Source organism: Achromobacter sp. 10T422 (assembly GCF_056394065.1).
Genome location: NZ_JBFTHD010000010.1, coordinates 59,657 through 81,499, shown reverse-complemented (window position 1 = coordinate 81,499; position 21,843 = coordinate 59,657). Strand labels below are relative to the sequence as shown.

Genomic DNA, 21,843 nt, shown 5'->3' with positions numbered 1-21,843 from the left:
ACTGTTTGCCAAAACTGTACCTCTCAATGGCGGTACAGTTTACCTAGAATCTGGCCACACATTCTTATACGGAGACCTGCCATCGTGGCCGATTCACGCCTGCCCAATTTCCGCGCGCTGACCCCTGCGCAACGCCTGGCCGCCATTGCGGACGCCGCCTCGCTCACCCCCGAAGAACGGCAACTGCTGGCCCACCCCGGCGCGCTGGGCCTGGACCGCGCCGATGGCATGATCGAAAACGTCATCGGCGCATTCGAGCTGCCGCTGGGCGTGGCCGGCAACTTCCAGGTCAATGGCCGCGATGTGCTGGTGCCGATGGCGGTGGAAGAACCGTCGGTCGTGGCCGCGGCGTCGTACATGGCCAAGCTGGCGCGCGAATGCGGCGGCTTCGAAACGTCGAGCACCCGGCCGCTGATGCGCGCCCAGGTGCAAGTGCTGGGGCTGACCGACCCGCAAGGCGCACGGCTGGCGCTGCTGCGCGAACGCGAGCGCATCGTGACGCTGGCCAACAGCCGCGACAAAGTGCTGATTGAACTGGGCGGTGGCTGCCAGGACATCGAGGTCCACGTGTTCCCCGACACGCCGCGCGGCCCGATGATCGTGATGCACCTGATCGTGGACGTGCGCGACGCCATGGGCGCCAACACCGTCAACACCATGGCCGAAGCCGTGGCGCCGCTGGTCGAAACCATTACGGGCGGCTCGGTGCGCCTGCGCATCCTGTCCAACCTGGCCGACCTGCGGCTGGCGCGCGCCCGCGTGCGCCTGACCCCGCAAGTGCTGGACACCAAGGAGCGCAGCGGCGCCGAGATCATCGAAGGCGTGCTGGACGCCTACACCTTCGCCGCCGTCGACCCCTACCGCGCCGCGACGCACAACAAAGGCATCATGAACGGCATCGACCCGGTCATCGTCGCCACCGGCAATGACTGGCGCGCGGTGGAAGCCGGCGCGCACGCCTACGCCGCCCGCTCGGGCCGCTACACGTCGCTGACCCAATGGGAAAAAGACACGTCGGGCGCGCTGGTTGGCACCATCGAAATGCCCATGCCCGTGGGCCTGGTGGGCGGCGCGACCAAAACGCATCCACTGGCGCGCGTGGCCTTGAAGATCATGGACGTGCGCTCCGCCCAAGAGCTGGGCGAAGTGGCGGTGGCCGTCGGCTTGGCGCAGAATCTGGGCGCGCTGCGCGCCCTGGCCACCGAAGGCATTCAGCGCGGCCACATGGCGCTGCACGCCCGCAACATTGCGCTGGTGGCAGGCGCCGTGGGCGCCGAGATTGATGCCGTCGCCAAACGCATGGCCGAAGAAAAGGACGTGCGCACCGACCGCGCGCTGGCCTTGCTGGAGGAATTGCGCAAGCGATAACGCCCGGCCAGCACAGGCCACCCAGCATGCCCCCATAAGAACAGAGGCGGCGCACGGTAACGCCGGCGCCGCCCAACCCAACGGAGAGAGACATGGAACCAAAATCCCCGGCGCCGTCCTGGCGCCTGGCCGAGGTATGGAGCGACACCGTAGACCTGCGCCAGCTGGCCTGGGCCATCGGCATCGGCATCACCATCAGCGTGGCGGGCTTCTACGCCGCCAGCCGCTGGTTGCGCGGCATGGTCGCGTCGCCGGAACTGGCGCACGCCTACGCAATGCTGGCCGGGCTGGCAGGCTGCGTGATTGCAGGCGTGATCTGCGCGCGCCTGTTCCCGCCCAAACGCGAAGTCATCGAACACACGTCCACGCATGACCCGGCCTGGCGCGCCGAAGTGCTGGCTGAATTGGCCGAGCAACCTGGCGGTTTGGGCACCCTGGCGGACCTGCCGGAAGCCGTGGTGCGTGAACTGAAGGAACTGGATCTGTACGACCTGTTCACCGAGCCTCCAGCAAAAGCGGCTGACTCGGCCACCGCCACCGCCAACACTCTGCCGCAAGGCGCATCCAAGGAGGCGCTGGCATGAGCGACCCGATCCTGCTTGAACAAATCATGGTGGCCGCCGCCATGGGCCTGCTGGGCGCCGTGGTGTTCGCCGCCATTGGCCTGGTGTCCGGCACCGATGAAACCACCACGCTTGCGCCGCTGACCTTGCTGGTCGTGCTGCTGGGCGTGCCGCCCGCCGGCGTGTTCACGTTCTTCTTGGCGGGCGCCGTCGCCAAACACATGACGCACGCGGTGCCAACGGCCTTGCTCGGCATTCCCGGCGACACGCTGGCGACTCCGCTGCTGCAAGACGCGAATATGTTGCGCAAGCTGGGCGTGCCGCACATCGCGCTGCGCAAGATGGTGTCGGGCGCCATCGTCGCCGCCTTTGTCGCGGTGCCGCTGGCCGTGCTGTTCGCCGTGCTGCTGGCGCCGTTTGGCGCGGCCATCACCAAGTCTGCGCCGTGGATTTTCCTGGCCGCCGCCGTGTTGATCGCCTACTTTTCCGCAGGACGCTGGGCCGCCGTGGCGCTGCTGGTGCCGTTCGTGGTGGTGATCATCGCGCTGCAAAGCCTGACCGCCAAGTACGGCGTCAAGCTCAGCATCAGCTACTTCCTGGGCATCGCCATCGGGCCGCTGATTGCCGATCTGTTCACCGTGATCTCGCCCATGGGCCGCGCGAAGATGATGCGCGAAAAGGTCCGCACGTTCTCGCTGGCGCCCGACGTCAAGGGCTGGTCGGGCTATTTCCCGAACCCGCTGAAGGTCATGGACCGCACGCAGACCCGCTGGACGCTGGCCACCGCCGCCATCTCCAGCGCCACCTTCGTGTTCAGCCCCGTCGCCATGACGGTGGTGCTGGGCGAGCTGGTGGGCTCGCGCATCAAGCACGCGTATCACCGGCTGACGACGGTGCTGTCGGCGCGCAATGGCGTCACCGAAGCCACGTACATCGCCGAAGCCCTGATCCCGCTGATCGCATTCGGCCTGCCGCTCAGCCCCGTGGCCGCCGGCCCCGCCGCGCCGCTGTTCAACGCGCCGCCGCGCTTTACGGTTGACGCCGCCACCGGCGAAACCCACAACCTGCACAACCTGCTGAACCACTGGGAATTCCTGGGTTACGGCATGTTGGCGGTGCTGCTGGCCGCGGTGGTGTCCTACCCCTTCGCCATGAACTTCGCACGCCGCGCCGCGTTGTTCGTGTCGCGCAAGGTCAGCCACGAAGCCATCATCGCCACGTTCGTCGGCCTGATCATCGTGATCAGCATCTGGGAAGGCCAGTTCCTGGGCCTGCTCGTGATCCTGACGATGGGTCTGTTCGGCGGCTTGTTGTCGCGCTTGTTCGGCTTCAACACGGGCGTGCAGTTCATGGGCTACTACACAGCGGTGCTGTCGGTGCCGGCCATTGTGAAGCTGATGGCCTGACGGGTTGCGCCCGCTTGGCATGCAAGGGCCGCCCGCAATCGGGCGGCCCATTTTATTGCCGGGGTGGCCCTTTCGCCGGGGCGGCCCTTTTGCCGGGGCGGCCCTTTTGCCCGGGCGCCCCGTCCGTCATCTACGCCGCCGTCTGGATATTGGCTTCCCGGATCAGCCGTGCCCACTTCTGTTGTTCGTCCCGGATGTATTGCTGCGCGGCCTGGGGCGATCCGCCCATCGGCTTGCTGCCTTCCGCCGTGAACATGGCGATGGTGGCCGGGTCCGCCAGCACTTTTTCAACGACGCCGTTGACCGTATCAATGATCTCGGGCGGCGTGCCGGCCGGGGCCACCAGCGCCTTCCAGTCCACGGCCTCGAAGCCATCGAACCCGGATTCCGCCACGGTCGGCACGTCGGGCAGGATCGACAGGCGTTCGCGGGAAGTGACGGCCAAGGGGCGCAGCACCTTGCCTTTCAGCATTTCCTGCGCGGCCTGCGGCGTGGCGAACATGTAGTCGGTGTTCTCGCCCAGCAGGTCGTTCAACGCGGGCGCCGCGCCCCGGTACGGCACGTTCAGCACCTGAAACTTGGCTTGATACGCCAACAGCTCGCCCGCCAGATGGCCCACGGTGCCGGACCCGGCCAGCGCCTGCTTGATGGCGCCGGGCTGCGCGCGCGCTTCCTTGACCAGATCGGCCAGCGTGTTCCAGCGCGCGTTGGCCTTGACGACCAGCACCACGGGCAGCGACGCCACCATGGCGACGGCCGCGAAATCCTTGGTGGCATCAAACGGCATCTTGGGCATCAGCGCCGGGTTGATCGCCAGGTTGGCGGTTTGGCCCAGGCCCAGCATGAAGCCGTCCGGGCGCGTCTTGGCCACGGTATCCAGGCCGATGTTTCCGCCCGCGCCGGGGCGGTTTTCCACCACCACAGACCACCCGGCGGCCCCGGTGATCTTGGCCGCAATCGCGCGCGCCACCGAATCGGTGCCGCCGCCCGGCGTGTACGGAACAATCAGCCGGATGGGCCGGCCGTCCGGATAGGCGGACGCGGCATGCAGCCGCAACGGCAACGCGGCCGCGCAAAGCGTGGCGCCCAAAAATGAGCGTCGGGTCAGCGTGATCATGATGGTTGGTCTCCTTCTGTTATGCGCCTTGCCTTCAAGGCCGCGATCTCGTCGTCGCGATAGCCGACCGCCCGCAAGAGCGCGTCGGTGTGTTCGCCCACAGCCGGCGGCTGCAAGCGGATGGGGGGTTGCTGCCCGTCCAGCGTCAAGGGGGCCAGCGGCACGAAGCTCTCGCGCCCGTCGGGCAGCGTGATCGGGGCCAGCCCACCGGTGGCTTTCAGATGCGGGTCGTCAAACAGCTGTTCGGGACGGGTGATAGGCGCAAAGGGCAAGCCTTGTTCTTCGAACCGCGCGGCAAGCGCCGCCGCGGGGTAATCCGCCAGATGGGAACGCAGCAGCGGCATCAGCCACTCGCGCGCCTGCACCCGGTCGTTGTTGGTCTTTAGCCGCGTATCCGCCAGCCATTCCTGCAAGCCGAAAGCGCGGCAGAAGATGTCCCACTGCTTGTCGCTGACGACGGCCAGGAAGATCTGCTCGCCATCCTTCACGGTGAACACGTCGTACACCGCCCAAGCCGATATGCGGCTGGGCATCGGCGCGGGCGCCTTGCCCGTCATCGCGTACTGCATCATGTGCTGGCCGACCAGGAACACGTTGTTCTCGAACAGCGAGGCCTGCACTTCGGTGCCGACGCCCGTGTGTTCGCGTTGCGCTAGCGCCGCCATCGCACCCATCGCCCCGAACATGCCGCCCATGATGTCGTTCACGCTGGACCCGGCGCGCAGCGGGTCGCCTGACCGGCCCGTCATATAGGCCAGCCCGCCCATCATCTGCACGACTTCGTCCAGCGCGGTGCGGTTGTCATACGGGCCGGGCAAAAAGCCCTTGTGGCTGACGTAGATCAGCCGGGGGTTGCGGGCTTTCAGCGCCGCATAGCCCAGGCCCAGCTTGTCCATGACGCCCGACTTGAAATTCTCACTGACGACGTCGGCGGTATCGATCAGCCGCCGCGCGGCTTCAACGCCTTCGGGCTGCTTCAGGTCCAGCGCGATGCTCTTCTTGTTGCGGTTGAACATGGGGAAAAACCCCGCGCCCGACCCCAGCAGGCGGCGCGTGGTGTCGCCGCCTATCGGTTCGACCTTGATCACTTCCGCGCCCAGGTCCGCAAGCAGCATGCCGCACGTGGGCCCCATCACCATGTGGGTGAACTCGACGACGCGGATGCCTTCATATGGAAGGCGGGACGTTGCACGGCTAGTCATGGGTAATGCACCTTGATTGCGAGGGGTAAGCGGATGCCGCTAGCGCGCCTGGACAAAGCCCAGAGGCAAGCCGGCGTCGGGCGTCATGCCGTACAGCGGCTCGCCGGGCAGGCCGGCGGCTAGCGGCTGACGCGCCGCGATGATTTTTTCCAGGTCGATGCCGGTGCGCACGCCCATGGCCTCGAACATGAAGACGAGGTCTTCGGTGACGACATTGCCGGACGCCCCTGGCGCGTAGGGGCAGCCGCCCAAACCACCCAGCGAACTGTCGAACGTACGCACCCCTTCGTCCCAGGCGGCCAGGCAATTGGCCAGGCCCAGCCCGCGGGTGTTGTGCATGTGCGCGGCGCCCGCCTTCGGCCCGATTTCACTGCGCAAGCGCCGGAACAGGCGGCGCACCTGCGCCGGGTTGGCATGGCCGACGGTGTCCGACAAGCCTGATTCATCGGCCCCCGCTTCCACGCACATCACCGCCAGCCGAATCACCTCGTCTTCCGGCACCAAACCTTGCAGCGTGCAGCCGAAGGCGGTGGAAATGCCGGCCTCAAGCGTTACGCCGGGCGCGATGTCGTCACGCAGCGCGGCAATGGCGCGCACGGTGTCCACCATGTCTTCCGGGGTTTTCCTCACGTTGGCCAGCGAATGCGCGCGGCTGGCGGAGACGGGCATCGTCAGCTTGTGCACGCCGGCCCGCAGCGCGGCCTCGGCGCCACGAAGATTGGGCACCAGCGCCATCACTGTCACACCCGGAATGCGCGCGGCATAGGCCACAACTTCAGCCGCGTCGGCCATTTGGGGCAGCAAGCGCGCCGGCACAAACGACGCCACTTCAATTTCGCGCACGCCGGCGGCGGCCAGCGCATCGATCCAGCGGAACTTGTCAGCGGTGGGCATCGTGGCCTTCACCGATTGCAGCCCGTCGCGCGGGCCGACTTCACTGATCAGCACATCGGTGTCGCTTGCGGCGGAATTCGCCATGGCGTGAGCCTCCGTTAAATTCTATCTTATAGAACCATGTTCTTTCTAATAGAATTAAACGCCAAACCAAAAATTGCTGTCAAGCGCGATTTAGCGGGAGTGATGGCGCCGCGTTTGCCTACAATGGCGCGCAGCCGTTCTGAAGGATGGAACCTGCCGCCACAATTCAAGGAACCCTATGCCGCGTAAAGCCGCCACCGAATCCGTTGCCGATGCCGATGCCGCCCAAGGCGGCGTGGCGGCCGTCGACCGCGCCTTGAGCCTGATGGCCGTCTTCACCCCCACCGACCGCACGTTGTCCTTGGGTGAACTGGCCGAACGCACGCGGCTGTACAAAAGCACCGTGTTGCGTCTGCTGGCATCGCTGGAACACGCGCAATGGATTCAGCGCCTGGACGACGGCCGCTATGCGCTCGGCCCCGAAGTCGCCCGCCTGCACGGCATCTACTCGGCGTCGTTTTCGTTGGAGCACATCGTCGTGCCGGTGCTGCGCGAATTGGTCGCGGCCACAGGCGAAAGCGCGGCGTATCACGTGCGCCAAGGCGACGCGCGCCTGTGCCTGTACCGCGTCGATTCCCCGCACCCGGTGCGCGACCACATCCGCGCGGGCGACTTGCTGCCCTTGGAACGCGGCAGTGGCGGACGCGTGCTGACGGCCTATGACGAGGTGCTGGGGCACGCGCCCGGCCCCGAGCAGGCGCTTTACGCGCGCATCCGCCACGACGGCTACTTTGCCGCCATGGGAGACCGGCTGAACGAAGTGGCGGGTATCTCGGCGCCCGTGTTCCTGCTGTCGGGCGGCATCGCGGCGGCCGTGACGCTGACCGCGCCCGCGCACCGCTACAACCCCAACCACCTGAGCCACGTGCTGAACGCCGCGCGGCGCTTAACCGGCCGGGTGGGCTGAACACTACGCCGCGCCTTTGCCCCCCGCTTGATCCTGCGCAAGGCGACCCGTCACCCCTTGCTCTAGCCTCTGTCCACTTGACCAGAGGAAAGACTCATCATGACGTGGTTCAAATCACTCAAACTCGCCGGACGCGACTTGCTGCCCATTGTTCAGGGCGGCATGGGCGTTGGCGTTTCCGCTCATCGTCTGGCCGGCGCGGTCGCCAGCCAGAACGCGGTGGGCACCATCGCCAGCATCGATTTGCGCCATCACCACCCCGATTTGCTTGAGCAAACCGACAAATGCAATGACCGCGATCTGATCGACCGCGTCAACCTGGAAGCCCTGGACCGCGAAGTCCGCGCCGCGCTGGACACGGCGCAAGGCCGGGGTCTAGTCGCCGTGAACGTCATGAAGGCCGTGCGCGGGCACCCCGCGCTGGTGCGCCAGGCCTGCGAAAGCGGCGCGCAGGCCATCGTGATGGGTGCGGGCTTGCCGATGGATCTGCCTGAAATGACGGCGGACTTTCCGAAGGTGGCGCTGGTGCCGATTCTGTCGGAAGCGCGCGGCGTGGCAGTCGTGCTGAAGAAATGGATGAAAAAAGGCCGTCTGGCCGATGCCGTGGTCATTGAGCACCCCGGCTATGCGGGCGGTCATCTGGGCGCGGCGCGGCTGGATGACATCCACGACGAACGCTTCGATTTCCAGCGCGTGCTGGCCGAATGCCATGCCTTGTTCAACGAGCTGCAACTGGGCCAGGACGCGCCTCGCCTGATCGTGGCGGGTGGTGTCGGCAGCCATGATCAGGTGCGCCATTGGCTGGCCAACGGCGCCGACGGCGTGCAAGTGGGCACCGCCTTTGCCGTCACGCATGAAGGCGATGCGCACGAGAATTTCAAGCGCGTCTTGATCGATGCCGACCCGGCCGAGCTGGCGGAATTCACCAGCGTGGCAGGACTGCCGGCACGTGCCGTGGCCACGCCGTGGCTCACGCGCTATCTGCGCCAGGAAAAGACCCTGCAAGCCGGCACGCGCTGCGATCCCCGGCGTTGCAGCCAGCGCATGGATTGCCTGACGCAATGCGGGTTGCGCGATGGCCTGTCACGCTTCGGCCAATTCTGCATCGACTTGAAGCTGGCCGCCGCCCTGCGTGGCGAAGTCAGCCGCGGCCTGTTCTTCCGCGGCGCGTCGAAACTGCCGTTTGGCCACGCGATGCGTTCGGTGCGTGAACTGATGGACTATCTGCTGCACGGGCAGATGCCCGCCACGGCGTGATGGCCGATTAGCAACAGCGCCGAAACAACCACCGGAAGGCACCGCAAGACTCGACCGCCCCGCCCTACCGCGCCGCCGACAGATCAAACTGGAACACGGCGCCGGGTTCGGGGCGTTCCACCAGCCGGATCTCGCTTTGATGCAGCTGCAAAATACGCTGCACAATCACCAGCCCCAAGCCGCCGCCATCGCGCGGCCCCCGGTTCAGCGCCGACGCACGCGTGAACAGGCCGCTACGCAATTCCGGCGGAATACCCGTGCCGGAATCACTGACCTGCACCTGCACGCGGTTCTGCGCCACGCCCAGCTGCAATTCGATCCGGCCGCCCGGCGGACTATGCCGGATGGCGTTGTCCAACAGATTCGTCAGCACCCGTTCGATCAGCCCTAAGTCCGCGCGCACCAGCGGCAAGGCCTGCGGGATATCGGTGGTTAGATGCTGCTGACGCGCTTCGGCCGCCAGCTCGAATTTTTGAAACACGTCCTGCACTAATTCCGGCAATGAAAACGTCTCGGGCTCCAGCCGCACCAGCCCCGATTCCAGCCGCGCCAGCTCAAACAATTCCTGCGCCAGCCGGCCCACCTTGCGGCTTTGCGCCAGCGCGATGTCCAGATACCGGCGGCGTTCGCCTGCGTCCAGCGTTTCGTCTTTCAGCCGCAGCGTTTCCAGATAGCCGTGCAAAGACGTCAGCGGTGTGCGCAGGTCATGCGAGATATTGGCCACCAGATCGCGCCGCTGCTGATCTTGCCGCGTCAGTTCGCGCCATTGATCTGAAATGCGCCGGCCCATCTGAACGAAGCTACGCCGCAGCAACGATATTTCATCGCCGCTGTTATCTTGCGCATCACCCGGTTGCTCCAACGCCGCCAGCGCCTGGCCGTCATCGCCATCAAACGCCTTGACCGCCCGCGTCAGCCCGCGCAACGGCCGCGTGATCAGCGCAAACGCGGTCAAGCCCGCCACCAACCCCAACAAGGCCACCAGCGCAATCGACCACAGCGTGGTGCGCAACACGGAACTGCGCGACACCGCCATCGCCAACGCGTCGTGCGCCTGGCCTTGCAGCACCACATAGACATAGCCCTTGTCCTGCCCGCCCACGCGCACCGGTGCGGCGCTGAAGACCTTTTGCGCGTCCACGTTGCGCGGGTCATCGCCCACAATCGGCAGCATGCCGCCTGACAACAGCTGTTTGATGGGCGCCAGATCGACACGATCACGTTTGATCTGGCCCGGCGGCGCGGCATCGCCCACGATGCGGCCATCGTTGGACAACAGGTACACCTCAACCGCCGGGTTCACCGCCATCAGCATGTCGAACAGCGAGCGCACGGCATCCGGTTTCCAGCCGTTGGCATCCATCAGTTCGGTGGTGCCGGCAATGTGCTGCGCCAGCCCGCTGGACAAGCGCTGCACCACCTCTTGTTCGTAGCGGGAATTGGCGGCGATCTGCAACCATGCCGACGCGCCGCAGCACGCCAGCAACAGCAGCGCGAACACCGCCGACAAGCGCTGGGTCAATGTTGTGCGTTTCATGTTGCGGCTCCCGCGCCGCCCGGGTCCGCCGCAAACTTGTAGCCCCTGCCCCAAACGGTCAGGATGCGCTGCGGGTTGGACGGGTCGGCTTCGATCTTCGTGCGCAGCCGGTTGATGTGGGTGTTGACGGTGTGCTCATAGCCTTCATGCTGATAGCCCCACACATGATTCAGCAAATCCATGCGCGAGAACACCTTGTCGGGATGGCGCGCAAAGAAATGCAGCAGATCGAACTCGCGCGGCGTCAGGTCCAGCCGGCGGTCGTCGATGTCGACCGTGCGCGCGATGGGGTCAATGGACACGCCATGCACCGCCAGGCTGCCGGCGTCGATGCGCGCGTTGCGCTCCACGGCGTCGCTGCGGCGCAGCAGCGCCCGCACACGCGCCACCAGCTCCAGCATGGAAAACGGTTTGGCCAGGTAATCGTCCGCGCCCAGCTCCAGCCCCAGTATGCGATGCACCTCGCTGGACCGGGCGCTGGTGATGATGATGGGCGTGTAACGCGCCATGGCGCGGGCGCGTTTGCAGATTTCCAGGCCATCGATGCCGGGCAGCATCAGGTCGAGCACCAGCGCGTCCCAGCTGCCCTCTTCCAGCCGCCGCATGCCTTCGTTGCCATCGGCGGCGTGTTCCACCGCATAGCCTTCGTCGCGCAAGTGCAAGCGCAGCAATTCGGCAATGTGGGCATCGTCTTCAACAATCAGCACGCGTCGGGGCGTATCCATGGGGGGGAGCTCGGGCCAGTTCAGTACCGCCATTGTCGCCAATACGGGGCGGTGGAGTTATCACAATTATTTTAAGTTTGCGTGAGGACTTGGATATCGGCCCCGGGGAAGAATGGCTCCAACAAGCAAACGCCCCCCGGAGACCCGCCATGATGGCAAGCCCCGCAACCCCCGATACCCCGGCCGCCCCGCGCGCCGCCGGCGTCATTCACCCCGGCTGGTTGCGGGTGATGCATTGGATCAACGCGCTGGCCGTCGTGATCATGGTGATGAGCGGCTGGCGTATTTATAACGCCGCCCCCTTCTTCAACTTCGTGTTTCCCAAAGACATCACGCTAGGCGGCTGGCTGGGCGGCGCGCTGCAATGGCACTTTGCCGGCATGTGGCTGCTGTTCGCCAACGGCCTGCTGTACCTGGCCTTGAACGTAGGCACCGGCCGGCTGTTCCGCAAGTTCTTCCCCGTCAGCCCCCGTGGCGTCGCCGCCGACCTGGGCGCGGCGCTGCACGGCAAGCTCTCGCACAACGACCTGCGCCACTACAACCAGGTGCAGAAACTGGCCTACCTGTTTGTCATCGTCGACATCGTGGTGCTGGTGCTGTCCGGCCTGGTGCTGTGGAAGTCGGTGCAATTCGACCTGCTGCGCGAGCTCTTGGGCGGCTATGAATTTGCACGCCGCATCCACTTCTTTGCGATGGCGCTGCTGGTGGCTTTCGTGGCCGTGCACCTGGTGATGGTGGCGCTGGTGCCGCGCAGCCTGATCGCAATGATCCGCGGCAAATAAGGAGCCTGACGTGAGCCAGAAAAGACGTTTGTCGCTGTTGGGCCTGGATGGCAGCGCCATCCTGAAAGAAGCCAAGAACCTGTTGGCCAAGCGGGTTGAACAACCCTCGCGCCGCACCTTCCTGCGCAACAGCCTGACCTTGGGCGGGCTGGCGATGCTGTCCGGGTGTTCGCTGTCGGATGACGAAAACGTCGAAAAAGCGCTGTCCACCGTGTCGCGCTTTAACGACCGCGTGCAGGGCTGGCTGTTCGACCCCAACAAGCTTGCACCGACGTATCCCGAATCCATGATCACGCGGCCGTTTCCGTTCAACGCCTATTACGGCATCGACGAGGTTCGCCACGTCGACGAGGAATCGTTCAGGCTGGAAGTGACCGGCATGGTTGCCGACAAGCGCCAATGGCGCCTGGAGGAACTGCGCGCCATGGCCCAGATCGACCAGGTCACCCGCCACATCTGCGTTGAAGGCTGGAGCGCCATCGGCAAATGGGGCGGCGTGCCCTTCTCCACGTTCCTGAAACGCGTGGGCGCCGACCTGACCGCCAAGTACGTGGGCTTCAAGTGCGCTGACGACTACTACACCAGCATCGACATGCCGACCGCGCTGCACCCGCAGACGATCCTGGCGCTGACCTATGACGGCAAGACCTTGCCCCCCGAGTACGGCTTCCCCATGAAGCTGCGCATGCCTACCAAGCTTGGCTACAAAAATCCCAAGCACATACAGGCGATCTTTGTCACCAACACCTACCCAGGCGGTTACTGGGAGGACCAGGGCTACAACTGGTTCGGCGGAAGCTAGGTGGAAATTCCAATAGTCCCTCTCCCTCAAAGGAACGCATCATGAAGACTCTTACCACTGCCGCTTTTTCCCTGTGCCTGGCCTTTGGCGCCGTGGCCGCTCATGCCGCCGACACCATGGGCAAAGACAATATGGCCAAGGATTCCATGTCCAAGGACAGCATGTCGAAAGACGGCATGTCCAAGGGGGGAATGACGAAGGACGGGATGGCCAAGGATGGCATGGCGAAGGACGGCATGGCCAAGGACGGTATGTCGAAAGATGGGATGTCGAAAGATGGAATGTCCAAGAGCGGCATGTCCAAGGATGGCATGTCGCACGACGGGATGAAGAAGGATTCCATGTCGAAGGACGGCATKGGCAAGGACGACATGAAGAAGTAAGGCTGCGCTTTTCAGCCCGAACAATCGCCGGCACGCGGGGCGACAGCATTCGCCCGCCCCGCCGCCCGCCCCCGCCACGTTTTACGGAGCCCGCCATGACATTGAATCGCAGACATTTCCTGAGCCTGGGCGGCGTTGCGGCCCTGGCCGCCGGCATGGCCCCCTTGCTTGCCGCACGCAGCGCGCCGCCCAAAGCGGCCGCCTCGTTTCCCTACACGCTGACCGACGCCGAATGGCGCACCCGCCTGACGCCCGCGCAATTCGATGTGCTGCGCCGCGAAGGCACCGAACGCCCCTACACCAGCCCGCTGAACGACGAACACCGCACAGGCACGTTCTCGTGCGCGGGTTGCGAGCAGCACCTGTTTGCATCCAACACCAAATTCGATAGCGGCACCGGATGGCCCAGCTTCTGGCAACCGCTGGCCGCCGCCGTGGGTGAAACCCGCGACAGCAGCTTTGGCATGGTCCGCACCGCCGTCCACTGCGCCAACTGCGGCGGCCACTTGGGCCACGTCTTCGACGACGGCCCCCGCCCGACCGGCCTGCGCTACTGCATGAACGGCGTGGCCATGACGTTCGCCCCGCAAGCCTGATCCTAAACGCCTATTTTCAGGACCGACTCATCATGACATTCACCATCCGCAACCTCTGCGCCAGCCTGGCCGCCGCCACCGGCCTGCTGGGCGCAGCCGCCACGCAAGCCGCCGAGTCCGCCTTCATCATCCCGCCGCCCGCGGTCGATCAAGCGAATGACGCCACCGCCCAGCAAAAAGCCGTGATCGCAGGCGGGTGCTTCTGGGGCGTGCAAGCCGTGTTCCAACACGTCAAGGGCGTATCCGGCGCCGTGTCCGGCTACGCAGGCGGCAAAGCAAACACCGCCAACTACGACACCGTCAGCAGCGGCCGCAGCGGCCACGCCGAAGCCGTCGAAATCACCTACGACCCCAAGCAGATCAGCTACGGTCAACTGCTGCAAATCTATTTTTCCGTGGCGCATGACCCCACCCAGCTGAACCGCCAAGGCCCCGACAGCGGCACGCAATACCGCTCAACGGTGTTCCCCGCCAACGACGACCAGCGCAAAGTGGCCGAAGCGTATATCGCGCAGTTGAACAAAACCGGTGTGTACCCCAAGTCGCTAGCCACCACGGTGGAACCGCTGCAAGCGTTCTACCCGGCCGAGGGCTATCACCAGGACTATCTGGTGCGCCATCCCAACAGCATGTACATCGTGGTGAACGACATTCCCAAGGTAGAGAACCTGGCGAAAACGTTTCCCGACAAGTGGCGGGATAAGCCGGTGCTGGTGAACTGAGAACGGGGAATCAACGCCACGGGGACGTCCCTTTTCGACTTTAAGGACATGTCATCGCGACTAAACAATGGGTCCTTACCATGCTGCGTTCTTTAACCCACATGGCAAATATTCATGTACCAAGCGCGATCCTTGCGTCGGACTTTCCCCATTTACTCGTTGCGCGTCACGTCGTTGGCCGTTCTCCTCGCACTGTCCGCTTGCGGCGGTGACGACGACGGAGACAACGACGCCGATTCTGGCAGCAGCGGCGGAGAAGTCGCGTATGTCATTCCTTCTCCTCCCGCGGGTCTGGGCCGCGTTGACACCGCACCCGTCGTCGATACGCCTGCGTTTGTCGACTTTGCCAATACCAATCAACGCGGCGATCCGCGCTACGCGACCTTGGACTCGAACGCAGGCGTTCGAGTGCTGGGCGGCTTTCTGGATATTTGGGAACCCCGCACGCGCTTGGTTGATGCGGGCGTAAACGCCGTCGGCGCGGACGGCTTCCCGGGCATCATCGCATCTGACTGGACTGGCATTCCCGGTGACGCCACTGACGGACGCGTAAAGAATAAAGCCGTGCATGATGAGAACATCAACTTTGTTGTTCGCACGACTGCCAGCCGCACACCCGAGCAGGCCAAGGCTGCGTATCTGGATGACCGCCGCGGCAAGAATTACAGCGTCACGGATGGCTTGGGACCGTTGACAGCGGCGTGGCGCACGGCGGCCCAGCAGACGACCAGCATCAATGACGTCGCGCCCGACGCCACCACGGTGAAGTATGACGACACCGGCAACAACACGGGCGTGGCGGGTGCGGCGAACCCCGCTTTCGGTGATGCCATCGCGTTCGTGCAAAGCATGGGCGACAACGCCTCGACGGAGCCGGGCAAGCGGTTCTACAAATATGCACGCCCCTGGCGCTGGAGCAGCAGCGTGCAAGTCGTGCCGGAGCTGGAACCCGCCAAAAGCCTGACCGCGCCCACGGATGGCGGCTACCCCAGCGGCCACACCGCCGAATCGGTGCGCAACGCGATTGCCATGGCCTACCTGGTACCGGAGCGCTTTCAGGAACTCGTCGCGCGTGGTGTTGAGTTGGGTGAGAGCCGAATCATTGCCGGCATGCACTCGCCGCTGGATGTCATGAGCGGTCGCATACTTGGCCAAGCCTCCGCGCTAGGCAATATTTTTGCCGCCAGCGAAGGGACTCGCTCGGTCGCTTACGCGCAGGCCCGCCAGACGCTTATGGCCGCTGTGGGCGCCAGTACGCCCGAACAGTTTCTGGCGTTTGCGCATTCGCAGGACATCACCCGCGACCGGTTTGCCGATCATGACGCCAACAAGGCCGAGTATCGCCGCCGCCTGACGTTCAGCTTCACGCAGATCGGCGACACGGGCAAACCAGCTGTCGTGCCCAAGGGTGCAGAAGTCTTGTTGGAGACCCGTCTGCCGTACCTCAACAATGACCAACGCCGTGTGGTTCTGAAAACCACGGCATTGCCTTCTGGCTATCCCATTCTTGACGATGCAGAGGGCTTTGGCCGCATGAACCTGTTTGCGGCCGCAGACGGCTATGGCGCGTTCAATGGCGACGTGGATGTCACGATGAACGCCAGCCTTGGCGGCTTTAACGCGTTGGACGTGTGGCGCAACGACATCTCTGGCGCGGGGAAGCTCACCAAGAGCGGCACCGGCACGTTGGCCATCGCTGGCGCGAACGCCTACACAGGCGGCACGGTAGTCGCGGCCGGTACGCTGCGGGCGGATTCGGTCAAAGCGTTGGGTGCGGGTGCGGTGTACATCAGCGCAGGCGTGCTGGCACTGAACGCAAAAGAGGCCGTACAGGTCCAGGGGAGCTATACCCAGACGTCCGCAGGCACGCTGCAAGCCTCGATTGGCGATGATGAGGCCGGCCAACTTGCCGTGAGTTCGGATGCCGCGCTGGCAGGCCAGTTGAACGTCGAGTTCCGTCCGGGCTACTCGCCCGCAGCGGGCTCGACCATCACGGTGTTGAGCGCGCGCAAGGTGCACGGTCAATTTGCTGGCGTCACCGTCAAGGGTTTCAAGGCAACGGCGATCTACAACGCAGACAGCGTGCAAGTTCGTCTGGACGCTGCGAGCTGAGTCGGCGCGTTCCCTGTCTTGAGTGAATAGGGTCAGAAATAGGCGGGGGTTCCCCCGCCTATTTTTTCGCCGTTCTCATTCAGTGAAGGGGCCAGAGGCCGTCACCGGCGCTCCGGCCACCAGATATCGGGTACGCGATTTAACGCGGGCTTGGCGAACAGATACCCCTGAAACCGCTCTACGCCAGCGGCTTGCAGCCAGCACCACTCCTCCACTGACTCAACGCCTTCCGCTACCGGCGTAATGCCCATTGCCTTGCATGCCTGGATGATGGCAAGCACGATGGCTTGCCGTGGCCCATCGGTATGGATGTCTTGGATGATCTTGCGGTCGATCTTGAGCTTGTCCGGCTGAAACTCCGCCAGAAGCGACAGCCCCGCGTATCCCGCGCCGAAATCATCTATCGCCACGCCGATGCCCGCAATGCGCAATTGCTTGATGGCGCCTCTGAACGAGCCTAAGCACGAAATGGCCTCCTGCTCGGTCACCTCTACGAACACCTGGCTGGGCGATAGGCCGCTCGCCAATATTTGATCAACCAGCAGGTCCACGGCATTGGGGATGGCAATCAACGACATCGGGAACAGGTTGACCGAAATCTTGATGTGTTGCTGACCGAGCCGATGCGCCAGTTGAAAGGCGCGTGCTTTGGACTCAAGGTCGGTCTGATAAAGCAGCTCAGTGGGAAGCGATGAAAAAAGCTGCTCAGGCGATCCGCCGGACGGGCCGCGGATAAGAAATTCGAATGAGGTGATGTTGCGCCGCATCGGATCGACAATCGGCTGAAGCGCAAATTGATAGTGGTTTCCGTGCGCCGGTTCCTCACCATCGCGATGACTGGGGTAAGCGACTGGCGCGAAGGTCCATTCTGATGCGGGATCGCCTTCGACGATGTGCGCAATCCCGCGGGCGTTCACGTACATCAAGAGGATCTTGATCACCCGGTCGTCACTACTGGCAAGATGCGCCCTGACTTTCATCTTGGCAGGAATCGCCTTCCGGGGTTCCTCCGAAGCGTCTCGCAAGTCGATCAACGCCATCGCATCGCCATCGAATCGACGATCTGGTGCATCGTCTCGCAAAAGATGGACCACGTTGATGTGCCTGGGATCGCGTTTTATGACTTCAAACAGTGCGTCGACGGCATCGTGAGGGCCTTCCAGCAGTTGCACGAAATGCACGCCATCGAAAAGCAAAATTCCCGTAATCGAAGCCGCGGCGTTCCGTTCTTGAGCGTTCTGCATTAACCGGCTGAGGTCATTCGCTTGAAGCGGCGTCGCGACGCGGCTGCGATAGATCAAGGTTGAGAGCATGGGCGTCCTCCCTTACATCGATTGAGACGGTTTTATGCCAAAAGCCTATCACGGCCGGATAAGCCCGCTCTTGCACGACCTTGCCGTCGCATCGGGAGCCAAATGCCCCCAGCCCGCACGGGGGCTTTACCGCATGAAAAAAGCCGCGCTCATATTATGCAAGCCAGATCTTGTTTAATAGAGGCGCCCTGTTGATTCCGTTTACCGCCATTTGGTTGTTCCTGGCCGTTCAGGCTGTCGGCTTGGCGCTGTGGCTCACGCTTGCCGCACTGAACAATAGTCGCGATTTTCTAGGGTCCGCCGCAGCCGTCGGCGCAACGATGGCCATGCTGCCGTTGAAAGAGCCGCCCCGCATTCCCACTCCCTTGCTAAGCCGCGCCGTTTCCGCGCCATACGCGCATCGGGCGGCGCTTAGTGTGTTGCTGTTGATCCAAACCATAGGCGCCGCACTGGCCTGGGCGGGTTGCTACCTGTTGTTGATTCAGGGGGACCTAGACTCCGCACGGCCTTGGCTGAATGGCGCGCTCGCCGCCATGTCTGCCTGCCTCTTCGCCATGCATCTTGCCGGCTTGTGGTTTGGATACTGGATTCGCCAAGACACGCTGCAACTGACCCATGTCGCCCTGCTGCTCTGGACCGGAATTGCGTTCCTGAGCTTGAATCTGATTCAGTGAAGCGCCCGTGCCTGAAAACGCGAAATAATGGCGATCTAGGTTTATGGACGGCAAGCCCGCCGTCCCCAACGGAGAGGCGTCATGTTTGATCACCTTGGTTTCGGCGTGAGCGATATGGATGAAAGCCGCAAGTTCTTTCTTCAGGCGCTGGCCCCGCTGGGCGTGGGCCTGGCCATGGAAGGCCCCAACAGCGTCGGCTTGGGCCGGCAAGGCAAGCCATCAATGTGGCTGTACGCCACATCCGCCGTGACGCCGCCCTTGCATATCGCCATTGCCGCCCACGCCCGAGCCGACGTCGACGCGTTCTACCAAGCCGCTATCGCCGCGGGCGGAAAGGACAACGGCCCCCCAGGCTTGCGCCCGCACTACCACCCCCACTACTACGCCGCGTTCGTCCTCGGGCCGGACGGCCACAACGTGGAAGCCGTGTGCCATCAGCCAGAGTGAATCAGGAAGGCGCAGAGGTCGATGTTAAAGACGTTGACGTGTCGTTGAGCGTTGCGGCCAGTGTCAACATTTCGACTGCCGCGAAGCCATCCACGCCTTCGCGTCCTGGCCGATCTGATGGGCCAACGCAGCAATCAAGCGCTGCTGCGCCTGCACTAACGCGGGATAACCGGCGGCAGCAGGTTGCTCAAAACGTCCTTGGCAAACCAGCGTGGCGCCGCCCGCGTCACGCGCATCCCGCAAGGTCCAGCCCGCATCAAGCTGCACGCGCTTTCCTGGCCATGCATCAAAGCGGCGGACCTGAAGTTTCACTTTGATCACCTGCGCATCGCTTGGCCACGACAAGCCGGCGACGTCCTGGGTGCCCAGGCCATCGGCCAGCTGCGCAGACAGCGCATTGCGTATCTCTTCGTCCAGCGGCCCCAGCCAGCGTTCGTCATCCAGGACGGCGAGCATGCCGCTGTCGTCTTGTCTGACGACGAGTTGGGGTTGGTTCAGATATTCCGGCACCGTCACAGGCAGCACGTCGACCAGGAAGCGCGCGGGCGCCGCCTCGCGCCGGACATCGTCCTGTGCGCTTAGCAAGGTGTAATAGCGTACCGGCGCAGAAGTGGTGCAAGCCGCCAGGCCCAGGGTCAGAATAAACAGGCTGAATCGAATAGACCGGGTCATCGCGGAAGCGTCTCCATCGTGCTTGCGGGAGGCGTGCTGGACGCCTCGAACGTGGCGTTCTTGGGGCGGCCTCGCACCAGCGCCTCGGGGTTTCGGCTCAACAGGTCGGTCAATGTCCGCACTGAACGAGCGGCGCGCTGAATTTCCTGAAGGGTTTGTCCCAGGCTTTGTCGCAACGTCGCGTCCTCGGCCAGCATGCCGTGGGCGGCTCCAATGGTTTGTTGCGCTTGGCGCAAGGTCTGCGTGGCCTGTGGCAGAACCAGGCCGTTCACTTGCAGCAGCGCTTTGTTCAGGTTGGCAAACGACGCATCAAGATTGCGCGCGATGCTGTCCAGGGGCATTTTGTCAATCTTGCCCACGATGTTGGCGACGCGCTCTTGCAATTGATCGAACGTGCCACTGACCGTGGGCAGCGTGATCGGACGCCGTTGCGAATCGAATACCACCTTTGGCGTGTTGGGTATGAAGTCCAAGGCGATATAAAGCTGGCCGGTCAGCAAGTTTCCCGTCCTGGCCTGCGCCCGCAAGCCGTGGGCCACCATTTCTTGCAGCAGGCGTACCAGCCTGTCTTCCTCGGTCCCGTCGGACGGCGGCATTTTTTCCATGATTTCATTGAGCCGCTGCGGATACACCACGATGCCGACTTTGGATTGGAAGCGCCGCCTGTCGGGATCGTAATCCGGCTTGATCGAGATGACCTTGCCCAGGTCCATGCCATCGAACTGCACGGGTGCCCCAATGGCCAGCCCCCGCAGCGATTGCTCGAAGACCAGATAAGCGGTTTGCGATGGCCCGTCAGGCGGCGCCAGCGCCGCCTGCTGATCCTTGGCCAGTTCGTACGTGGCATCCGCCTGGGCAGGTTCACCGGTCAGCCCCAAGGCCGTGCCGAAAGACACGCCCCCGGCCAGGATGGTGGCAATAGACTGGGTTTGCAGCTTGAACCCGTCTGCGCCAAGCGAAACATCCACGCCGCTGGCGTTCCAGAAGCGCGTCGCCGTGGTGACAAAGCGGTCATAAGGCGCATTGATGAAGAGCCGCAGGGCGACGGCCTTGCCATCGTCGCCCAACTGATAGGACGCCACGCGGCCGACCTGAATGCGTCGGTAATAGACAGGAGACCCCACATCCAGCGAGCCGAGATCTTCGGTATGCAGAATGAACGATCGGCCAGGCGTGTCGCCTATCACAGTGGGCGGACTTTCCAGGCCAGTGAACTCTTTTGCAGGCTCCGCCGATTGCCCGCGATCCACGCCGATGTATGCCCCCGACAGCAACGTATCCACGCCGGAAACCCCATCAATGCCGATGCGCGGGCGCACCACCCAGAACCGCGAGCCTTCGCGCGCCAGGCTGGCCGCATCCTTGTCCAGCGCCACCGTTGCCACCACACGGGAACCGTCTTCGCTAAGGCTGATTGCCGTCACCGTGCCCACATTCACGTCCTTGTATTTCACAAGGGTCTTGCCCTCTTCCAAACCGGCGGCAGTACGAAACGTAATCGTGATGACCGGGCCTTCAGTGACCCAGGTTTGCACCAGCATGGAAAGGCCGACCAACGCGGCGATCAGGGGGACCAGCCAGACAAGCGAGATCCGCCACGTTCTGCGGGGGATCACCGTGGGCGCATCCAGCCCGTGAAGATCCTTGGAAGATTCAATCATTCAGCACCACCATTGATTTCACCATCCCAGATATGCCTGGGGTCGAACGACATGGCTGCGAGCATGGTGAAAATCACGACCATGCCGAAGAAAAGGATGCCGACACGCGGCGATATATCGGTAAGGCCTTGGAATTGCACCAAGGCAGCCACCACCCCCACCACCAGCACATCCAACATGGACCAGTACCCCACAAACTCCACCAAGCGGTACAACTTGGCGCGCTCACGTGTCGCCCATCGGCTACGCCGCTGTGAGGTGACGAGCAACAGCCCAAGAATCAGGAATTTCGCGCAAGGCACCGCCACGCTCGCAATGAAAATAACGAACGCGATGCCATAGGAGCCCGATGTCCAGAACTCCACGGCCCCCTCCATGATGGTGCTGCTGCTGCCCCTGCCCAGCAGACTGGAATGCATGACCGGCAGCACATTGGCGGGGATGTAGCAGATGATGGCGGCCACAAGCAGCGCCCACGCGCGAGCAAACCCGTTGGGACGCCGTTGATGCAGCGTTGCGCCGCAGCGAGGGCATTGAACGTCTCGCCCGGGCGTGTCCACGCGTTCGCAAACCAGCCCGCATGTGTGGCAGCCCACTACCGACAAATCGCTTGCGAATG

General features: G+C 63.8%; 22 protein-coding genes. 13 read left to right on the top strand and 9 right to left on the bottom strand.

Going from position 1 to position 21,843, the window contains the following annotated elements:
• The first annotated feature begins 81 nt into the window (after positions 1–81).
• The 3 genes from AC1DB0_RS25555 (at position 82) to AC1DB0_RS25545 (ending at position 3,337) form a co-directional block, all read left to right on the top strand.
• Positions 82–1,368, top strand: a complete 1,287-nt coding sequence (locus tag AC1DB0_RS25555) for a hydroxymethylglutaryl-CoA reductase, degradative (RefSeq protein ID WP_054428060.1) — start codon at positions 82–84, stop codon at positions 1,366–1,368.
• Positions 1,369–1,460: 92 nt separating this feature from the next.
• Positions 1,461–1,952, top strand: coding sequence for a hypothetical protein (locus tag AC1DB0_RS25550; protein WP_476758228.1), 492 nt, complete (start codon positions 1,461–1,463; stop codon positions 1,950–1,952).
• Positions 1,949–3,337 carry a tripartite tricarboxylate transporter permease gene (locus AC1DB0_RS25545; RefSeq protein ID WP_054427986.1) on the top strand — a complete coding sequence of 463 codons (1,389 nt, stop codon included), beginning with the start codon at positions 1,949–1,951 and terminating at the stop codon, positions 3,335–3,337. Before AC1DB0_RS25550 ends, AC1DB0_RS25545 begins: the two co-directional genes overlap by 4 nt.
• A 130-nt stretch (positions 3,338–3,467) precedes the next feature.
• Here the strand turns inward: AC1DB0_RS25545 and AC1DB0_RS25540 are convergent, their stop codons facing one another.
• From AC1DB0_RS25540 to AC1DB0_RS25530, 3 genes are read right to left on the bottom strand one after another with little or no spacing between them, the layout of a single operon-like run.
• Positions 3,468–4,454, bottom strand: a complete 987-nt coding sequence (locus AC1DB0_RS25540) for a Bug family tripartite tricarboxylate transporter substrate binding protein (RefSeq protein WP_054427987.1) — start codon at positions 4,452–4,454, stop codon at positions 3,468–3,470.
• A complete protein-coding gene (locus tag AC1DB0_RS25535) occupies positions 4,451–5,656 on the bottom strand; it encodes a CaiB/BaiF CoA transferase family protein (RefSeq protein WP_476758227.1) in 1,206 nt (401 codons plus the stop codon). The genes AC1DB0_RS25540 and AC1DB0_RS25535 overlap by 4 nt, the downstream gene beginning before the upstream one ends.
• Before the next feature lie 39 nt (positions 5,657–5,695).
• Complete coding sequence (locus tag AC1DB0_RS25530; RefSeq protein ID WP_476758226.1) at positions 5,696–6,634, bottom strand: hydroxymethylglutaryl-CoA lyase; 939 nt, start codon at positions 6,632–6,634, stop codon at positions 5,696–5,698.
• 178 nt (positions 6,635–6,812) lie between these two features.
• On the opposite strand from AC1DB0_RS25530, the gene AC1DB0_RS25525 reads away from it, so the two are divergent.
• A complete protein-coding gene (locus AC1DB0_RS25525) occupies positions 6,813–7,541 on the top strand; it encodes an IclR family transcriptional regulator (protein ID WP_476758225.1) in 729 nt (242 codons plus the stop codon).
• Between the two features lie 99 nt (positions 7,542–7,640).
• A complete protein-coding gene (locus AC1DB0_RS25520) occupies positions 7,641–8,798 on the top strand; it encodes an NAD(P)H-dependent flavin oxidoreductase (RefSeq protein WP_175168538.1) in 1,158 nt (385 codons plus the stop codon).
• Positions 8,799–8,862: 64 nt separating this feature from the next.
• Here the strand turns inward: AC1DB0_RS25520 and AC1DB0_RS25515 are convergent, their stop codons facing one another.
• Positions 8,863–10,335 (bottom strand): sensor histidine kinase, encoded by a 1,473-nt coding sequence (locus AC1DB0_RS25515; protein WP_346551952.1) that lies wholly within the window; start codon positions 10,333–10,335, stop codon positions 8,863–8,865.
• The gene (locus AC1DB0_RS25510) at positions 10,332–11,060 is read right to left on the bottom strand and encodes a response regulator transcription factor (protein ID WP_054427993.1); all 729 of its coding nucleotides are present in this window, start codon (positions 11,058–11,060) and stop codon (positions 10,332–10,334) included. Before AC1DB0_RS25510 ends, AC1DB0_RS25515 begins: the two co-directional genes overlap by 4 nt.
• Positions 11,061–11,209: 149 nt before the next feature.
• Here AC1DB0_RS25510 and AC1DB0_RS25505 point away from each other — a divergent pair, with 149 nt between their 5' ends.
• The 6 genes from AC1DB0_RS25505 to AC1DB0_RS25480 all read left to right on the top strand — a co-directional run bounded on the left by AC1DB0_RS25505 (position 11,210) and on the right by AC1DB0_RS25480 (position 16,457).
• Positions 11,210–11,842, top strand: a complete 633-nt coding sequence (locus AC1DB0_RS25505) for a cytochrome b/b6 domain-containing protein (RefSeq protein ID WP_175168537.1) — start codon at positions 11,210–11,212, stop codon at positions 11,840–11,842.
• Between the two features lie 10 nt (positions 11,843–11,852).
• On the top strand, positions 11,853–12,644 hold the full coding sequence (locus tag AC1DB0_RS25500; RefSeq protein WP_054427995.1) for a molybdopterin-binding protein: 792 nt from the start codon (positions 11,853–11,855) through the stop codon (positions 12,642–12,644).
• 41 nt (positions 12,645–12,685) lie between these two features.
• On the top strand, positions 12,686–13,027 hold the full coding sequence (locus AC1DB0_RS25495) for a pentapeptide MXKDX repeat protein (protein WP_476758771.1): 342 nt from the start codon (positions 12,686–12,688) through the stop codon (positions 13,025–13,027).
• Between the two features lie 95 nt (positions 13,028–13,122).
• Positions 13,123–13,623, top strand: coding sequence for a peptide-methionine (R)-S-oxide reductase MsrB (gene msrB / locus AC1DB0_RS25490; RefSeq protein WP_476758224.1), 501 nt, complete (start codon positions 13,123–13,125; stop codon positions 13,621–13,623).
• 32 nt (positions 13,624–13,655) lie between these two features.
• A complete protein-coding gene (gene msrA / locus AC1DB0_RS25485) occupies positions 13,656–14,345 on the top strand; it encodes a peptide-methionine (S)-S-oxide reductase MsrA (RefSeq protein WP_476758223.1) in 690 nt (229 codons plus the stop codon).
• 114 nt (positions 14,346–14,459) lie between these two features.
• Entirely contained in the window at positions 14,460–16,457 is a 1,998-nt protein-coding gene (locus tag AC1DB0_RS25480; protein WP_476758222.1) for an acid phosphatase, read from the top strand.
• A gap of 101 nt (positions 16,458–16,558) precedes the next feature.
• Here the strand turns inward: AC1DB0_RS25480 and AC1DB0_RS25475 are convergent, their stop codons facing one another.
• Positions 16,559–17,770, bottom strand: coding sequence for a diguanylate phosphodiesterase (locus AC1DB0_RS25475; RefSeq protein WP_476758221.1), 1,212 nt, complete (start codon positions 17,768–17,770; stop codon positions 16,559–16,561).
• Between the two features lie 191 nt (positions 17,771–17,961).
• Here AC1DB0_RS25475 and AC1DB0_RS25470 point away from each other — a divergent pair, with 191 nt between their 5' ends.
• Entirely contained in the window at positions 17,962–18,444 is a 483-nt protein-coding gene (locus AC1DB0_RS25470) for a DUF2165 family protein (RefSeq protein WP_476758220.1), read from the top strand.
• Positions 18,445–18,525: 81 nt separating this feature from the next.
• A complete protein-coding gene (locus AC1DB0_RS25465) occupies positions 18,526–18,891 on the top strand; it encodes a VOC family protein (protein ID WP_054428000.1) in 366 nt (121 codons plus the stop codon).
• A 63-nt stretch (positions 18,892–18,954) separates the two neighbouring features.
• On the opposite strand, the gene AC1DB0_RS25460 is transcribed toward AC1DB0_RS25465, so the two are convergent.
• From AC1DB0_RS25460 to AC1DB0_RS25450, 3 genes are read right to left on the bottom strand one after another with little or no spacing between them, the layout of a single operon-like run.
• Positions 18,955–19,563: a PqiC family protein gene (locus AC1DB0_RS25460; RefSeq protein WP_476758219.1), complete on the bottom strand. Its 609-nt coding sequence runs from the start codon at positions 19,561–19,563 to the stop codon at positions 18,955–18,957.
• Positions 19,560–21,224 carry a PqiB family protein gene (locus tag AC1DB0_RS25455; RefSeq protein ID WP_054428002.1) on the bottom strand — a complete coding sequence of 555 codons (1,665 nt, stop codon included), beginning with the start codon at positions 21,222–21,224 and terminating at the stop codon, positions 19,560–19,562. The genes AC1DB0_RS25460 and AC1DB0_RS25455 overlap by 4 nt, the downstream gene beginning before the upstream one ends.
• Positions 21,221–21,784 carry a paraquat-inducible protein A gene (locus tag AC1DB0_RS25450; protein ID WP_476758276.1) on the bottom strand — a complete coding sequence of 188 codons (564 nt, stop codon included), beginning with the start codon at positions 21,782–21,784 and terminating at the stop codon, positions 21,221–21,223. The genes AC1DB0_RS25455 and AC1DB0_RS25450 overlap by 4 nt, the downstream gene beginning before the upstream one ends.
• Positions 21,785–21,843 lie beyond the last annotated feature (59 nt).